Raw genomic sequence first — 15,273 nt, 5'->3', positions numbered from 1 at the left:
GGGTCGGGCACCTCAGAGACGGCGCCGGAATTCGGCGGCGAACTGGGGCGCACCGCCCGAGCCGGTCCTGTCGAGCAGACCGTGCAGGTCGCGGGGCTCCCGCCGATAGCTGCTCAGCTACGCGCGGAGGACGGCGTTCATCTCCACCGGCGCGAGAGCGAGCATGTCGAGCAGGAAATCGTCGGGATGCAGGACCTCGATCCCGTACGGTTCGGCTGCCGCAGCGGGCAAATCCTTCAGGTTCAGCGTGACGACGGCATGGGCGTCCCCACCGACCGCCGCTCCTGAAGGCCAAGGGGCTTGTCGATGCCATGGCGGGAGCATTTCCGGAGAGCCTGGTGACGGGGTACGCCGCGCTCTTGTCCGCCATGACGAACGATCCCAAGGACCGGCACGTCCTGGCAAGGTAGTTCGGGTAAAGGACACAGGTGTCCAGCACGACGCGCTGCACATCGCTCCAGCCGGCTCGGCGGCATCGGGCGGTCAGTCCCCGTAGAGACCGGACTCCTCGGTGAGTCCGGCCAGCTCGTCCAGTCCTCGGCGACGTCGCGAGCGCCGCGCCTCCTTGTAGTCGAGGACATCCGCAAGAAGGACCCTGCGGTGCCTTCCCGGCCGGTTGAACGGCAGACCTCCCTCGTCCAGGATCTTGACGAAGGTCGGTCTGCTGACGCCGAGCAGGTCGGCGGCCTCTTGAGTGGTCAGCGTCGTGTTCACGGGCGCGACGGTCACAGCCTTGCCGTCCGCCAGGGCGCGCACCACCGCCATGAGCGCTTCGTAGACCTCCGGAGGCAGGCTGTGGGTGGCACCGTCGGGCCCCCGGAGCAGCGCGGGCTCGACAGCAGCCGGAGTCCGGTCGAGGAAAGTCCGGAGTTCGGCGATCTCCTCACGGTGCTCAGGCAGGAGCGTGCGGTCTTCCGCGGTGCTGCGCATGGCTCTGTCTCCTTTGAGAGTGAACCCAGCATCGCATAATTCGAAAGAAACGCAAGCAGGGCTTCCGGGGTGCGGTTCACCCCGGAAGCCCGACCCTTCACCCCACCGGGTTGTGCCGGATCAGCGACTCCACCAGCCCGCCCCGCTGGTTCGGGTAGTCGAGCGGGACGATGCCGAGCCCCGTCCAGCCGGCGGTCTCGGACCGCTCCAGGAAGGAGTGCACCTGCGGGTTGAGCCGGTCGGCGTTCCAGCGGGGCGGCATGAGGGCGGCGGTGGAGACGTAGTTCATGAAGAACTTGCCCGGCTGCTGGGCCGCCTTGCGGAACTGGGCCTCGATCTTGGGGTACTTGGCGAACGGCTCCGCCATGTAGTCGTCCTGGATGTCGAAGACGGCCGGATCGCCGTAACGCACTCCGGGCAGCCCGCCGTTGTCGGCCAGCAGCACCACCTTGCCGCGCGCCCCGCCCAGCGAGGGCAGCGTCGAGTCGAGCCGGAACAGCGACCGCCACCCCCGCCCGTCGAGGTAGTCGTCGAAGACCGCCCGGAACGCCGCGTCGCTCTCGGAGGAGTACTCCTGCTTGACCCGCATCAGCACGGTCTCGGTCGGCCGCGCGGCGAGGAAGTCCCGGCAGGCGATGAGGACATCGCCGAACATCATGTTCTGGAACGCGGCGCCGTGATGGATCGCGAAAGAGCCTGAGGTGATCCGGCACCGTACGTCGAGAAAACGCACCCCGCTCTGCAACTGCTGCGCGATCGTGGTGTTCTGGCACTCCGCCCACGGCCCGCCGAACCGCGCGCCCGAGTCGTGCGTCCCCGGGATCGTGAGCCGCTGGAGCGCGGTGGCGTCGGGCAGCCCGCCCATCCAGTCCTGCGTCCCGCGCACCGCCTTCCGCGTGGCGGCGACGGCGGGCGCGGCCCCGATGACGGCGGTGGCGGAGACGGCGAGGGCGCCGGCCAGGAAGCCGCGCCGCGTGGTCAGGAGACCTGAGGGAGCAGGGTGGATCGGGGGCGTGGACATGGAAGTGCCTCCAAGGGCCGTGGGGGGGGGCAGGCCCTCGGATTCTGACGGGTGCACGTCACAACCGGAAGAGGGCCGAACCCTCGGAGTGGCCCCGCCCCCGGCCTGCCTCAGGCCGCGTGCTGGTAAGCCGGATAGGTCACGTACCCCGCGTCACCCCCCTGGAAGTACGTCTCCGCGTCCTCGGCTGCGAGCGGCAGCCCCGCGCGCAGCCGCTCCACCAGGTCCGGGTTGGCGATGAAGGCCCGGCCGAAGCTGATGAGGTCCGCCCCCAGCCCGAGCCAGCGCTCGGCGTCCGGGCGCTCGGCCCGCCGCGCCCCCATCGGCAGCACCGGGTTCATGATCAGGGCGCCGGGCCACGCGCGGCGCAGGGCCACCAGGATCTCGTCCTCGGCCGTCGCCTCCAGGTGCACGTACGCCGGTTCCAGCCGCGCCAGCTCCCCCAGCAGTACGGCATACAGCTCGGGTACGTCCTTCTCCTCGACGCCCCAGAACGTCCCGCCCGGCGACAGCCGGATGCCGGTCCGCGCCGCGCCCACGGCGTCGATGGTCGCCTCCACCGCCTCGACCGCGAACCGTACGCGGTTGGCGACCGACCCGCCGTAGCGGTCGGTCCGCAGGTTGGCGTTGGAGGAGAGGAACTGGGAGATCAGGTAGCCGTTGGCACCGTGGAGCTCCACCCCGTCGAACCCGGCGTCGACGGCCCGGCGGGCGGCCGCCGCGTACGACTGCGCGTGCTCGGGCACCTCGGCGGTCTCCAGGGCACGGGGCATCGGCGCCGGCTGGGGCCCGGTCGGCGTGAACACCTCACCGACCGCCGGCACGGCCGACGGCCCGACCGGGACGAGACCGTTCGTGTCGGGATGCGAGACCCGCCCCCCGTGCATGATCTGCGCGAAGATCCGCCCACCGTTCGCGTGGACGGCGGCGGTGACCGGCCGCCACGAGGCGACCTGCCCATCGGTGTGCAGCCCCGGCGTGCCCGGGTTCGACTGCCCGATCAGGCTCGGCTGCACGCCTTCGCTCACGATGAGCCCGGCGGTGGCCCGCTGGGCGTAGTACGTGGCCATGGAGGGGGTCGCGAGCCCGCCGGCGGCGGCCCGGACGCGGGACATGGGGGCCATCACGACCCGGTTGGGCAGGGTGAGGTCACCGAGCCGGTAGCCGGTGAAAAGGGTGTCGGAGTAAATCTCGGGGTGGGTATCGGAGTGGGTGTCGATCAGGGTCATGCCGAACGTCCTCCTCGTTCTGTGGCGCCCGCGAACCGGACACTGCGGCTACGCTAAAACCTGACATCAATGTCAGAGGCAAGCCCGAAGAGGATCAGGACGAGAAGGACGGACAGCATGCGCATCGGGGAACTCGCGAAGGCGGCCGGCGTCAGCGTCCGGTCCCTGCGCTACTACGAGGAGCAGCGCCTCCTCACCAGCACGCGCAGCCCCAGCGGGCAGCGGCACTTCCGGGAGGCCGACATCGACCGGGTCGGCTTCGTCCAGCGGCTGTACGCGGCCGGCCTGTCCAGCCGCACCATCAAGGAGCTGCTGCCCTGCGTGGACGCCCCGAGCGAGGCGACGTCCGATGCCGCCATGGAGCGGATGGAGCAGGAGCGGGAACGGCTCTCGGCCCATATCGAGGAGCTGGTCCGCACCCGGGACGCGCTGGACGGGCTGATGGCGACGAACCGGGCCCACCGCAAGACGCTGCGGCGGGCCACGGCGGCCTGACCGGCCCCCTTGCTGAGGTCAGCCCAGCCGGGCGGTGGCGTAGGCCTCGATGGCGTCACGCTGGTACGCGGCCAGGCCCGGCGCGATGGCCTCGTACGCACCGCGCCACTGCTCGTTGTCCACGCAGGAGCGCCCGCTCGCCCGGAACTCGTCGGCGGAGACGGGGCTCAGCTCGGTCAGCGCCCGGTACTGCCCGTCGACCTCGGCGAGTACGGCATCGGCGCCGGGCTCCACCCCCGCGGCCATCAGCTCCGCGAGCCGGATCATCAGCGCCGTACGCTCACGCTGCCCGGCCTCCACCTCGGCGGGACTCATCGCGGCGGCCCGACGGGCACTCGCCTCGGCGAGCGCCGGGAAATCCCGCAGGTTCTCCTCGTACTGGGAGGGCTGCACGCCCTCGAACAGGTTCTCCGGTCGGTTGATCGCGGTCATCTCTCTGCCGTCCTTCCTGGATTGCTCCAGGTCGGCGATCGTGCGGAAGACGGTGGCGGCCAGGGCATCGAGCCGGTCCCGCTCGGCGACCAGCCGCTGGTGGTGCCCGCGCAGGGCCTCCACCTCATCGACCTGCTCGGCCAGGATGCGGCTGATCTCGGGAAGCCCGACGCCCAACTCCCTGAGAACCAAGATCTGTTGCAGCAGAAGGAGTTGGCGCTCCTCGTAGCGGCGGTGACCGTTGGTCCCGATCCGGGCGGGCGGCAGCAGGCCGATCTCGTCGTAGTGCCGCAGGGTCCGGGCGGTGACGCCCGACATCCGGGCGACCTCCGCGATCGGCCAGTCCATGACCGCTCCCCTCTCTCCCCGTGCCTTCCGCACGAACGCGTGTCCAGGACCGGCTTCCCCGGCCCTGGACACGACGGTAGGAGCTGCCGCAGCGGCAACCGCAAGCTCAGACGCTTCGGACTCTCACACGCTTCAGGCGTTCATCATCGAGATGCCGAGCATCCGGGCCCCGGTCTCCGTACGCGGCCGGTGCTCACTCCCCGGCGCGAACACGACGTACGAGCCCGGGCCGTGCCGCTCACCGCCATCGATCACCTCGCCGCTGATGACGAAGTACCTTTCCTCGGTGGCGTGTTCATCGACCTCGGGCCACTCCGTACCGGCGGCGAAGTCGATCAGCCAGCCCCGGGCGTAATCGGTGGCGGGCAGCCTGCGGCGCAGGATTCCGGGGACCACCTCGTGCGGTTCCACGTCCTCGACATTGATGACGGTCTTGAGGGTGTTCTTCGTGCTGATACTGGAAGGTGTCTCGTTGCTCATGACCCCACCCTGTCGCGGAAGGCGGTGTACGGGCTAGCCACAGACGCGGCGTCCACGGATGCCTTCCGGCCACACCTTGCCGTCCAGGGACTCAGGGGTGCAGGGAGAACTCCCATGAAGTGGCGGAACATGCGCGGCGCTGCCGTAGCCCGGCGCTTCCGCCCGACCAGACTGCTCAGGCGCAGCCGTACAGTGGCGCCACGGGACACCGACGGGGACGTCCTGGCCGCACAGGGGAAGGCGAGAGGAGCGATGAAGCGACCCGTGCCCGGACCACCGTCCGGCCACCGCCCCGCAGGCCCACCGCCGCCCGGCCGTCGCAGCCCGAGCGGGTGGCACCGGCTGCTGCCCCGCAGTTCGCGGATGTTCGTCCTCGGTATGTGCCTGGCCGTCGGCGGACTCGGTGGCGGGGTGCGTGCCGCGCGGGACGGGGAGGGGGTCCTGAGGGCCCTCGGCATCTTCGGCAGCGGGCTCCTCGGCCTCGCTCTCGCGATCGCGTACGTCGTGAACTACCGCCGGGAGCGCTGAGAGCGGGAGTCCGGCGGCCGCCTCAACAGCCCTGCGTACAGAGCACGCACACGCCGCACGGCGCATCGCCCGTGGACAGCGCGGCCGACGGGGCCTCCGCTTCGGCGGGCAGCACCAGGTACGGCCGTACGGCCCACTCGCTCCACCCGTCCCCGTGCCGCAACGAGAACCCGCAGGTACGCCCCCCGTGCAGGGCACCGAGGGCCCGGACGCGGCCCACCCCCTCGGCCCATCCCAGCACCGGGCGCTCCGCCTCCGGTAACCCGGCGAGCAGGGCCCGCGCCTCGTCCCGGATGCGCTGGATCGCCAGCTCGGGTGTGGCGGCGGAGCACCGCGCGAAGCAGTCGGGCTCGTCGCGATCCTCCGAGCCGTAGGTGGACCGCTCGCACCAGTAGGCGTACGAGGGGGAGTCGGCGGGGTCGGGAACGTGGTCGAGCATGGCGCAACCTCCTGACAGGACACCAGGGACGCCCCCTGCCTGCCGCCGGCGTGACGAGCTGCGGGGAGGGGGCGCCCTGGCTCACGACTCCCCCAACGGGCGCAGACGAAAGGGGAGTTGGCCGCCACGTGACGGGGCGGCACATCAGGAAGCTAGCGCGCCGAGCGCATCCGTATCAAGTGTTTGACGTCTAACGAGTGATTCTTGGGGTCTAAACAAGTGATACGAATGACAAGTGGCCCCCGCCTGCGCCGACGGGGGCCACTCACTACCGGATCACGAAGCCTCAGGCGAAGTCGTCGAACTCGCCTTCCTTCGCTCCTCCGAGGAACGCCCGGAGCTTGGCCCGCGTCGTGTGAACGACCACATCGGGGTTGTCACTCTCGCGCAGCAGGATCTCACCGCCGTACTCGGCAAGCTCCAGGCAGGCGTTGCCCTCGGCCCCTGACGACTTCGAGGACTTGCGCCACTGAATTTCCACGTACCTCACGCCTTCACACTTGTTGTGCGACCTCACGGATGAAGTCTCTCGACTTCCGAGGGTCGAGAGACAGCCCCTCGACCCGGTCCATCGCTGCCCGATAGTTCGCCAGACGCGTCTCGGCGTCCAGGAACGCGGGCCCGGTTGCCGTGTCCGACAGAACGGTATCCAACTGCGGAACAGGACCGTAGACGTACTGCGTCGAGCCTCCCGTCTCCGGGAGACCGCCTGCGGCGAACGGGACGACCTTGACGATGACATTGTCGCGCTCGGATTCGCGCAGCAAGTATGCCAACTGGCCCCGCGCCACACCGGAGTCGCCGTACACCATCCGAAGCGCTGCCTCATGGATGAGGAACGTGCAGGTGGGCGGGGTCTCCCTGTCCAGGACGTCCCGGCGCTTCAACCGATGGGAGAGCAGCCGGCGCCTGCGGGCCAACGGCAGCTCGGGCACCGCTTCGGCGAAGACGGCCCGCGCGTAGTCCTCGCTCTGGATCAGCCCCGGCATGTGCATGAGCTGCACCGCCCGGATGCCGGCCGCATGGTGCTCCAGCTCGGCCAGATCGAGCGGTCCGCTGGTCAGCTCGTTCCGGTACTCCTCCCACCAGCCGCGCCCTCGCTCCTCGGCCATCGCGGCGAGCGCCTCCACGTACGCCTCATCGGCACACGCATAGCCCGCCGCCCAGGTACGGACCCGCTCGCCGCTCACCCCGAAGCGGCCCGACTCCGTGTTGCTGATGGTGGTGCGGTCCGTGCTGAGCAGGGCGGCGGCTTCGGCGAGGGCGAGTCCCGCGTTCTGCCGCATCTTGCGCAGCTCGGTGCCCACCCGGCACTGCCGCGCCGTGGGCGCCTTCCTCGGTGGCATCGGCCCCTCCTTCTGTCGCCCCACAGTGTCGCTGGAGCCCCCACCGTAATCCATCTGGTTACTCAATGGTCCCCATGAGTAACACAAGTGAGACTTTGCGCTACGATCGCCACAGCGCCGCACTTCGAAGGCCCGAAGTGCGCCTGCATAGGCGCATGTTCACACGTGCACCCATGCAGCCGACACCACGGGCCCGAGGCGGCGAGCCAGTTCGCAGAACCGGACCTCATGGGGAGACCGACATGTCCGCTGCAACTCCAACTCCCGTACAGCCGAACCCCCTTGGCGGCGAAGGCTACCGCCTCACGCTCCCGAACACCGCCAACGCCCCCAGACTCGCGCGGGACTTCCTCACCTCGCTGCTGCACCTGAGCCGACACCCGGGCCTCGTCGACGACGCCCGCCTCTGCGTCACCGAGCTGGTCACCAACGCCCACCGCCACACCCGTACGCCCCTCATCGGGGTCCATGTGGCCGTCAACCGGAAGCGGGTCACAGTCGCCGTTTCGGATGACGGCGGACCGGCAGGCACAGCGCTCGCGAGGCCCCTGCGGACGGATGACGAGCAGGAGCACGGGCGTGGGCTCGTCCTCGTGGAGAGCCTGGCGCTGGCGTGGGGGACGGGCGGCGGGGGCGAGCGGCACCCCGGGCGCACGGTCGTGTGGTTCACGCTGGGGCGACCGGGGGCGACCGCGTGAGCGGCGGCGACTGGGGGCTGATCGCGGCCGCCGCCCTCGGGCTGCTCACGGCGTGCGTCGCACTGGCGCCGGGGCCCGGGGAGCGGACCCAGCGCGAGAGGGTGGCATCAGACGAGAAAACCCCAGTTCAGCGCGCTTGCGAGCCCGGGGAAGCCGCGTACTCCGTTCGTAACTATACCTTTCGGAAGGTACAGTTATGGCATGAGGACGGTACCGACCGAGAGGTCTGCGGAGGCAGCTCCGAGTGCACGGCGGCGCTGGCTGCTGCTGGCGGTGGTGAGTGCGGGGCTGCTCCTGATCACCCTGGACAACTCGATCCTGTACGCGGCGCTGCCGACGCTCGTGCAGGATCTCGGCGCGAGCAGCTCCGAGGGGCTGTGGATCATCAACGCCTATCCGGTGGTGATGGCCGGGCTTCTGCTGGGCAGCGGCACCCTGGGTGACCGGGTGGGGCACCGGAGGATGTTCCTGACCGGCCTGGTGGTCTTCGGCGCCGCCTCACTGGCCGCCGCGTTCTCACCGACCCCGGAGACCCTGATCGCGGCGCGGGCGCTGCTGGCCGTCGGGGCGGCGGCGATGATGCCCGCGACGCTGGCGCTGATCCGCATCACGTTCGAGGACGAGCGCGAGCGCAACGTGGCCATCGCCATCTGGGGCACGCTGGCGATCGTCGGCAGCGCGCTGGGCCCGATCATCAGCGGGCTGCTGCTCCAGAGCTTCTGGTGGGGGTCGGTGTTCCTGATCAACGTGCCGGTCGTCGTCGGGGCGATCGTGGCCACGCTGGTCCTCGCGCCGCCCAACGCGGCTGACCCCAGCCGGAAGTGGGACCTGCCCTCGTCGCTGCTCGCGCTCGTCGCCCTGGTGGGTCTGGTCATCGCGATCAAGGAGACCGCGAAGCCTGAGCCGGCGCTCCTGCCCATCGTGGCGGCCGGGCTGGCCGCCGCAGTCGGCGGGTGGGCGTTCGCCCGGAGGCAGCGCCGCCTGCCCGACCCGCTGCTGGACTTCTCGATCTTCCGCAACCGGGCCTTCCTCGCCGGGGTCCTGGCCGCCGGGTTCTCCCTGTTCGCCATCGCCGGTATCCAGCTGATCACGACGCAGCGGTTCCAGCTGGTGGAGGGCTTCACCCCGCTGCGCGCCGGGCTCCTGGTCGCCGCCGTCGCCCTGGGAGCGCTGCCGACAGCGATGGCGGGTGGGGCTACCCTGCACCGGATCGGGCTGCTGCCCATCATCGCGGGCGGCCTGGCCCTGAGCACGGTCGGCTCCGCGCTGATCCTGCTGACGTTCGACACCAGCATGGGCCTGCTCGTCACCGGGCTGCTCATCACCGGGGCGGGCCTCGGCGCGGCCATGTCAGTAGCCTCCAGCGCGATCATGGGCAACGTTCCGGCCCGCCGCGCGGGCATGGCGTCCTCCGTCGAGGAGGTCTCGTACGAATTCGGCAGCCTCATCGCGGTCGCCCTCCTCGGCTCCCTTCTGACCTCCGTCTACACCGCGACCATCGATCTGCCGGCCGGGGCCCCGGACTCCGCACGGGACAGCCTGGACAGCGCGCTCGCCCAGGCCGGGAACCACCCGGGCCTGATCGACGCGGCGTCCACCGCCTTCGACGGCGCCTACTCCACCGTCATGGTGGTGGTCACCGCCGTCATCGCCGTCGGTGCGATCATGACGGGCGTCCTCCTGCGCCGCCACGGCCCCGGATCGGCCCTTTCCACCCCTCAGCACTGACGCCCCTCAGCACTGACACCCCCCAGCACCGACACCCCGAGCCCTGACACCCCCGCCCAGGGAGCACCCATGCGGACGAGCAAACGAACCCAGATCCTCGAAGCGGCCACGCGGGTCGTGGAGCGCGAAGGCGTCAAGAGCGTCACCTTCGACTCCGTGGCCGCCGAGGCCGGCCTGACCAAGGGCGGCCTCCTCTACCACTTCGGCTCCCGCGACGACCTCGTACAGGCCATCCATCAGCACCTGGCCGACGAGTGGGAGGCCCAGATGATCGCGGCGGCGGGCAAACCGGCCGATCTGGCCACCCCTGAGGAGAGGCTGACCGCCTACAGCCGCATCTCCTCCCAGAGCGCCACCCGGGCCGAACTCCTCTTCATGCTCGAAGGGTCCACCACTCCCGGGCACGCGGCGCCCTGGGACGCGGTCATGGAACGGTGGGCGCCGTCCCTGACCACCGACGACGTCGACGACCGGGCCGCGCTCGACCGGTTCATCGCCCGCCTGGCCGCCGACGGCCTGTGGCTGTACGAATCCCTCAACACCGAACCGCTGGCCCCGGAACTGCGCCGCGCTCTGGCCGAGCGCATCGCCGGGGCCCTCGCCCCCGAGGGGAGCTGAGCCCACGCCGACGACGTCGGGCCGGGCCGGTTGTCAGTGGTGTGCAGCATGATCGGTTCTACGCGGCCGGCTCGCCCGGAGCCATCGAGGCCGTCCTCGACCAGGGGTACAGGGGGGCTTGTGCGCAGGCCAGTCGTAGGTGAAGTGCACGTCCACTACAGCCAGATCTACGTCGAAAGCGATCCCGACGGTACGACGCCGGGGCTCGGCGAGGCGTTCGCGGGGCAGAGCGGAGGGCTGTGCGGGGCGGCGGCCCCCGGTGCGCTGTGGCTGGTCACCGGACTGCACACCGGCAGCGTCGGCTTCACCGTGGAGGTCCACGACGAGGCACCGCCGCTGACCCCGGACTGGGAGGACGTCGTCGAGGTGTCCTTCCGGCCGGTCTCCGAGGACACGAGCCTGGTCCAGTGGGGAGGCGAGGCCGCCTGGGACCTGGCACTCCCCGTGAGGGACTACCGGGTGCGGTACAGCGCCCGGGGGATGGACAAGGGCCGCGACCTCGACACCAGGACGGCCAAGGAGCCGCAGGCCGACAGCTACCTCCTCCAGTTCTGGCCCGCCCCTCCCCGCCCGGACCAGGTGATCCGCCAGACCTCGCGGATCGCCGCCTACCGCCACGACCACGCACGCGGCCTGCCGGCCCCGCCCACCCCGGAACAGCGGGCCGAAGCTGAACGCCTCGCCCGCCAGGCGGAGGAACGGGCCGCCGAGGACCGGCGCCTGCACTACGAACGGTGGGAATGGGGCGGCCGGTTGCCGAGCGAGGCACTCCGCGGTGCCCGGCTGAGCAACGTCCTCGGCCTCCTCCCCTTCGACAGCGACCTGGTGCACACGCTCGGCGCATCGGACCCCGGGGTGCAGCACAGGGTGGCGCTGCTGTCCGCGCGACGAGCCTGCGAGGCCGCCGGTCTGACCGACGTACCGTGGGTCGCGGACGCACTGGCCGCGTTGGACGCAGGCCGCCCGCTGCCGCCGCCGTTCGATGATCCGGCCCGCATATGGGACGCCCTGCGCTCCGACCCCAGGGTCCCGGACACGTCGGTGCTGGAAGCGGTGCCGCCCGAGCGCCCCCCGTACCAGCCTCCACCGCCCGGGCCAGACGACCCGTACACCGTCGTGGAGACGTTCCCCCGCACACCGCGCGCCCTCCACCGGATCTCCCAGCCGCACTACGCGCTCCCCGCCGTGCTCGCCGCCGCAGGCCCCGCGCCGCTCATAGCGGCCCTGGACGCGGTGTGGCACGCGCTGAACACGTGCGGGGAGCACTATCCGGCGTTCCTGGACGAGATCCGGGCGGTGTGCGCCGGCGCAGTGCCCGCACCCTCGAAGTGGGACCGTGGCAGCCGGCCGGCGGGTGGCGGCGCGCCGAAATAGGAACGCGCCCCGGACGAGGCGACACCGGGCGCGAGGTGGGGGGAGCCTGCGCCCGGCAGCCGCCAGAGGCCGGAATCACGACGGCCTGAACCGCCGCCGGTACTCCGTCGGCGTCGTGTCCAGCCGCCGCCGGAACGCCCGTACCAGCGTGTCCACCGTGCCGAACCCGCAGGCGGACGCGATGCGTTCGAGGGTGGCGTCGGAGGACTCCAGTTCGTTACGGGCCTTCTCGACCCGTACGGACTCGATGTAGGCGTACGGGGTCATGCCCAGCTCGCTCTTGAAGATCCGGGTGAGGTGGCGGTCGCTGACGTGGGCGAACTCCGCCAGGTCCACGACCGTCAGCGGCTCTCCCAGGTGGCGCAGGATGTGGTGCCGCAGGTCCTCGATGCGACGGGTCGTCGCGACCTGCTCCAGCGGCACGCTGAACTGGCTCTGCCCGCTCGGCCGCTTCACGTACATCACCAACTGCCGTGCCACACGCAGCGCGACGGCCTCGCCGAGGTCGTCGGCGATCAGGGCGAGCGACAGGTCCAGGCAGGCGCTGATGCCCGCCCCCGTCCACACATCGCCCTCGCGGATGAAGATCGGGTCGGCGTCGACCTCCACCGCCGGGTGGTCGTCGGCCAGTTGGCGGGCGGTGGACCAGTGGGTGGTGGCGCGCTTGCCGTCGAGGAGGCCTGCGGCTGCCAGGAGATGGGCTCCGACGCATACGGAGGCGGTCCGGCGGGTCCGCCCGGCGAGGGTCTTCACCCAGCGGACCAGGGCGGGGTCGACGAGGGCACGCACCCGGCGCTCGCCGTCGATCTCGACCGACCCGGGCACGATCAGGGTGTCGATGCTCCGCGTGGCCGCGTCCTGGAACGTGATGCCGGGGAGGATGCGGACCCCGGCGCCGGTGGTGACGGGCTCCAGGCTCTCGGCGGCGAGGACGACCTCGTACCCCGCCGCGTCATCCGTCTCGCGCCGGGCGAGCGAGAAGACCTCCGGCGGGCCGGTGACGTCGAGCAGGTCGACGCCGTCGAAGAGGACGATGACGACGAGTCGTCGGACCTTTTCCACTGCCCCGGCTCCTCGCTGGATCGCGCGCGCCTCGTCGCTCATGTCGGTATCTGCATGTTAGCTGTCATTGCCGACATGCCGCAGGGGTCATAGCGTCGAGGGCGGGGTTCGCCGATGTCCGAGCCCCGCCCCTACTCCTCCACGCACGATCCGAAGGCCCGAAGGCGGTACACCCATGTCCCGAACCACCCTGCGCGAGCTCAACGGCTTCGACGCGGCCCCCGCCACCCTCCCCGACTCGACGCTGATCCTGATCGACTTCCAGAACACCTACACGCAGGGCGTGATGGAACTCGACGGCTGGCAGGCATCCCTCGACGCCGCCGCCCACCTGCTCGCCCGGGCCCGCGGGGTGGGCACCAAGGTCGTCCACGTCATCAACGACGGCGGCGAGGGAACCCCGTACGACATCCGGGCCGAGATCGGCCGCATCCACCCCGCCGTCGCACCGGTCGACGGCGAGCCCGTCGTCGTCAAGCAGGCGCCGAACGCCTTCCACGGCACCGATCTGGGCACGTACGTCCCCGAGGGCCAGGACGTCATCGTCGTCGGCTGGATGACGCACATGTGCGTGGCGTTCACCGCGCAGGGCGCGTTCCTGCGCGGCAACCGTCCCACCGTCGCCGCGGACGCCTGCGCGACCCGGTCGCTGCCGCTCCTCGGCGCCGACCTCGATGCCCGGCAGGTGCACGAGAGCGCTCTGGCCACGATCGGGGACCTGTACGGGGTCGTCGTCGCCTCCGGGAAGTCGCTGGAGTGACGCCCAGGCCCGGCCCGAAGGAGCGTCGGCCCTTCGACGTCAGCCCTCCGGAGAGGGCTCCCGGTCACCCTGCCGGCCCCCCGCCACCCGCAACGTCACGGCGGCCGCCGTCCCCGCCAGCAGGCCGAACGTCAGAGCAGCGGGGACGCCCCCGCCGATACCGGCCGACAGCTGCACCAGCCCCCAGCGCATCCCGCCGTCGCTCAAGGCCATCTGGGTCAACTGGCTGACCAGCAGCCCGACTACGGTGGCGCAGACCGCGCCCGCCGCCATCGCCGGGACCGTGGTCCGGGTGAGCAGGACGGGCAGCCACCGCAGCGACCACCACACCACGGCGAGCACCAGCGCGTCGGCCACGCGGTACAGGAACCAGTCGCCGACCGGCGTACCCGCCGGGCCCGCCCAGGAGCCCAGCAGCAGCCACTGGCGCAGGAGGTCGCCCGGCTCGGCGAACAGGCCGGTGCCGGTGGACGCGGTCTGGAGGGTGGCGGCCACGGGCTGGTACGAGAGGACGACCAGGGAGACGGCGATCACCGCGGTCCCGACGGTGGCGGCCAGGCGGGCGGCCCCCACCGGGACGGCCGCCCGGGGCAGCGGGCCTGCGCCCTTGGCCGTGACCCGGGCCGCGAGCACCGCGACCACCGCCGCGACGAAGGCGGCCAGCACGAGGATCTGGCGGCCGGCGGAGGCCATGCCCGCGAGCTGGGGCAGGAAGCGGTAGCTGCCGCGCCCGTTCGCCGCGATCAGCGAGGGCGCGGAGACGGCGACGGCCAGGGTCCCGGCCACCAGCCCCCAGGCCCAGACCGTGAGCAGGGTGGCGGGCACCCGGCCGTTCACCGGCGGCAGCCGGCGGACCAGGAGCAGCGCGCCCGGCACGAAGAAGAGCAGGACCGCCACGAACCGGATCTGCATCCCCGTCGTATACAGCGACAGATACCGGGAGTTGTCGACCGCCGCCCCGTCCTCGCCCACACCGAACGTCTCGGCGCCGATCCGGACGGAGGGCGGAGGGTCGTACGACCACGGGGTGAGCCAGTGTTCGAGCTGGGCGGCGGCCATCCCGCCGAGCACGTCGACGGTGCCCGGTAGTCGCAACGCCTGGGTGCTCGCGCCCGCCCACCACAGAAGCGCCGTCAGCAGCAGGCCGCCGACCAGTGCCGGTATCGCAGCGCGCCGGTATTCCATGTACGTCCCCCGCCCCACCCGGACATGCTCTCGCCTGCCGGGCGTCCCCTGTCCGGATCTCCTACCGGGGGAGAGTACGGGGCGTTGATCACGTACGGATCACTGTCTGTACATGGTCACGTCTTCTGTGGGTCCGCCGAAGGCCAGGAACAGGGCCCGCCTGCTGAGCAGCCACCGGCCGTCGACGTTGCGGAAGGTGTCCTCGTAGTGGCCCACCTGCGTCGGGGGCCTCGGCGGCAGCATCCCGCCGGAGTGGCCGTCGACGCGGTACGTCGTGAAGTAGGTGGTCGCCGTCGCCGTCGACGCGGAGGTCAGGGTGACCAGGATGTTCGTACAGATGCGACGCGAGAGCCGGTCGGCGGGGCGGGCGCCGAAGTAGCCGCGCAGCGCGTCCCGCCCCTCGATCCGGCGGTCTCCCTCGGCCCACTCCCAGACCCCGTCGGACGTGAACAGCTCCGCCACCCGGCCGGGTTCGCCGAGATCCAGCTCGTGGACGAACTGAACGACCAGGCGCTCACAGGCTCGTTCGGCGGTGAGGCGGTCCAGGGGAGCGATCGATTCATCAGCCATCGCCCCTTCCTAGCTGCTCAACAGCGGCCA

General features: G+C 71.2%; 18 protein-coding genes. 7 read left to right on the top strand and 11 right to left on the bottom strand.

The genetic code is table 11. From position 1 onward, the window contains the following. Positions 1–483: 483 nt before the first annotated feature. From IF17_RS0116620 to IF17_RS0116610, 3 genes are all read right to left on the bottom strand, one after another. Positions 484–930 carry a helix-turn-helix domain-containing protein gene (locus IF17_RS0116620; protein WP_030566655.1) on the bottom strand — a complete coding sequence of 149 codons (447 nt, stop codon included), beginning with the start codon at positions 928–930 and terminating at the stop codon, positions 484–486. A 97-nt stretch (positions 931–1,027) separates the two neighbouring features. Continuing rightward, a complete protein-coding gene (locus tag IF17_RS0116615; RefSeq protein ID WP_030566653.1) occupies positions 1,028–1,951 on the bottom strand; it encodes a phosphatidylinositol-specific phospholipase C in 924 nt (307 codons plus the stop codon). Positions 1,952–2,061: 110 nt separating this feature from the next. Further along, the gene (locus IF17_RS0116610; protein WP_051884030.1) at positions 2,062–3,180 is read right to left on the bottom strand and encodes an alkene reductase; all 1,119 of its coding nucleotides are present in this window, start codon (positions 3,178–3,180) and stop codon (positions 2,062–2,064) included. A 117-nt stretch (positions 3,181–3,297) separates the two neighbouring features. Between IF17_RS0116610 and IF17_RS0116605 the strand changes: the two genes are divergently transcribed. After that, positions 3,298–3,675 carry a MerR family transcriptional regulator gene (locus IF17_RS0116605; RefSeq protein ID WP_030566651.1) on the top strand — a complete coding sequence of 126 codons (378 nt, stop codon included), beginning with the start codon at positions 3,298–3,300 and terminating at the stop codon, positions 3,673–3,675. Positions 3,676–3,693: 18 nt separating this feature from the next. Here the strand turns inward: IF17_RS0116605 and IF17_RS0116600 are convergent, their stop codons facing one another. Together IF17_RS0116600 and IF17_RS0116595 are read right to left on the bottom strand one after the other, a co-directional pair. Beyond that, on the bottom strand, positions 3,694–4,455 hold the full coding sequence (locus IF17_RS0116600; RefSeq protein ID WP_030566650.1) for a MerR family transcriptional regulator: 762 nt from the start codon (positions 4,453–4,455) through the stop codon (positions 3,694–3,696). A 132-nt stretch (positions 4,456–4,587) separates the two neighbouring features. Then, the gene (locus IF17_RS0116595; RefSeq protein WP_030566649.1) at positions 4,588–4,935 is read right to left on the bottom strand and encodes a cupin domain-containing protein; all 348 of its coding nucleotides are present in this window, start codon (positions 4,933–4,935) and stop codon (positions 4,588–4,590) included. A gap of 252 nt (positions 4,936–5,187) precedes the next feature. On the opposite strand from IF17_RS0116595, the gene IF17_RS0116590 reads away from it, so the two are divergent. After that, positions 5,188–5,463: a hypothetical protein gene (locus tag IF17_RS0116590; protein ID WP_030566648.1), complete on the top strand. Its 276-nt coding sequence runs from the start codon at positions 5,188–5,190 to the stop codon at positions 5,461–5,463. 22 nt (positions 5,464–5,485) lie between these two features. Here the strand turns inward: IF17_RS0116590 and IF17_RS0116585 are convergent, their stop codons facing one another. The 3 genes from IF17_RS0116585 to IF17_RS0116575 all read right to left on the bottom strand — a co-directional run bounded on the left by IF17_RS0116585 (position 5,486) and on the right by IF17_RS0116575 (position 7,248). Next, positions 5,486–5,902 carry a hypothetical protein gene (locus IF17_RS0116585; RefSeq protein WP_030566647.1) on the bottom strand — a complete coding sequence of 139 codons (417 nt, stop codon included), beginning with the start codon at positions 5,900–5,902 and terminating at the stop codon, positions 5,486–5,488. Positions 5,903–6,188: 286 nt separating this feature from the next. Continuing rightward, positions 6,189–6,383 (bottom strand): DUF397 domain-containing protein, encoded by a 195-nt coding sequence (locus tag IF17_RS0116580; RefSeq protein ID WP_018511138.1) that lies wholly within the window; start codon positions 6,381–6,383, stop codon positions 6,189–6,191. A gap of 13 nt (positions 6,384–6,396) precedes the next feature. Next, positions 6,397–7,248, bottom strand: coding sequence for a DUF5753 domain-containing protein (locus IF17_RS0116575; RefSeq protein WP_030566646.1), 852 nt, complete (start codon positions 7,246–7,248; stop codon positions 6,397–6,399). Between the two features lie 242 nt (positions 7,249–7,490). On the opposite strand from IF17_RS0116575, the gene IF17_RS0116570 reads away from it, so the two are divergent. From IF17_RS0116570 to IF17_RS0116555, 4 genes are all read left to right on the top strand, one after another. Further along, the gene (locus tag IF17_RS0116570) at positions 7,491–7,946 is read left to right on the top strand and encodes an ATP-binding protein (protein ID WP_030566644.1); all 456 of its coding nucleotides are present in this window, start codon (positions 7,491–7,493) and stop codon (positions 7,944–7,946) included. 201 nt (positions 7,947–8,147) lie between these two features. Next, positions 8,148–9,674, top strand: coding sequence for an MFS transporter (locus IF17_RS0116565; RefSeq protein WP_051884029.1), 1,527 nt, complete (start codon positions 8,148–8,150; stop codon positions 9,672–9,674). Between the two features lie 69 nt (positions 9,675–9,743). Further along, positions 9,744–10,292: a TetR/AcrR family transcriptional regulator gene (locus IF17_RS0116560; RefSeq protein ID WP_030566640.1), complete on the top strand. Its 549-nt coding sequence runs from the start codon at positions 9,744–9,746 to the stop codon at positions 10,290–10,292. A gap of 144 nt (positions 10,293–10,436) precedes the next feature. Beyond that, positions 10,437–11,666 (top strand): hypothetical protein, encoded by a 1,230-nt coding sequence (locus IF17_RS0116555; protein ID WP_063830230.1) that lies wholly within the window; start codon positions 10,437–10,439, stop codon positions 11,664–11,666. Positions 11,667–11,741: 75 nt separating this feature from the next. Here IF17_RS0116555 and IF17_RS0116550 read toward each other — a convergent pair whose 3' ends face one another. Next, complete coding sequence (locus tag IF17_RS0116550; protein ID WP_030566635.1) at positions 11,742–12,728, bottom strand: GlxA family transcriptional regulator; 987 nt, start codon at positions 12,726–12,728, stop codon at positions 11,742–11,744. 175 nt (positions 12,729–12,903) lie between these two features. Here IF17_RS0116550 and IF17_RS0116545 point away from each other — a divergent pair, with 175 nt between their 5' ends. Next, the gene (locus IF17_RS0116545; RefSeq protein WP_030566633.1) at positions 12,904–13,488 is read left to right on the top strand and encodes an isochorismatase family protein; all 585 of its coding nucleotides are present in this window, start codon (positions 12,904–12,906) and stop codon (positions 13,486–13,488) included. 39 nt (positions 13,489–13,527) lie between these two features. Here IF17_RS0116545 and IF17_RS0116540 read toward each other — a convergent pair whose 3' ends face one another. Further along, entirely contained in the window at positions 13,528–14,673 is a 1,146-nt protein-coding gene (locus IF17_RS0116540; RefSeq protein ID WP_030566631.1) for a hypothetical protein, read from the bottom strand. Positions 14,674–14,772: 99 nt separating this feature from the next. Continuing rightward, complete coding sequence (locus IF17_RS0116535) at positions 14,773–15,243, bottom strand: nuclear transport factor 2 family protein (RefSeq protein ID WP_030566628.1); 471 nt, start codon at positions 15,241–15,243, stop codon at positions 14,773–14,775. Positions 15,244–15,273 lie beyond the last annotated feature (30 nt).

It is taken from the genome of Streptomyces cyaneofuscatus (assembly GCF_000718135.1).
In the GTDB taxonomy this organism is placed as follows: domain Bacteria; phylum Actinomycetota; class Actinomycetes; order Streptomycetales; family Streptomycetaceae; genus Streptomyces; species Streptomyces cyaneofuscatus.
This window is presented reverse-complemented; position numbering and strand designations above follow the sequence as displayed.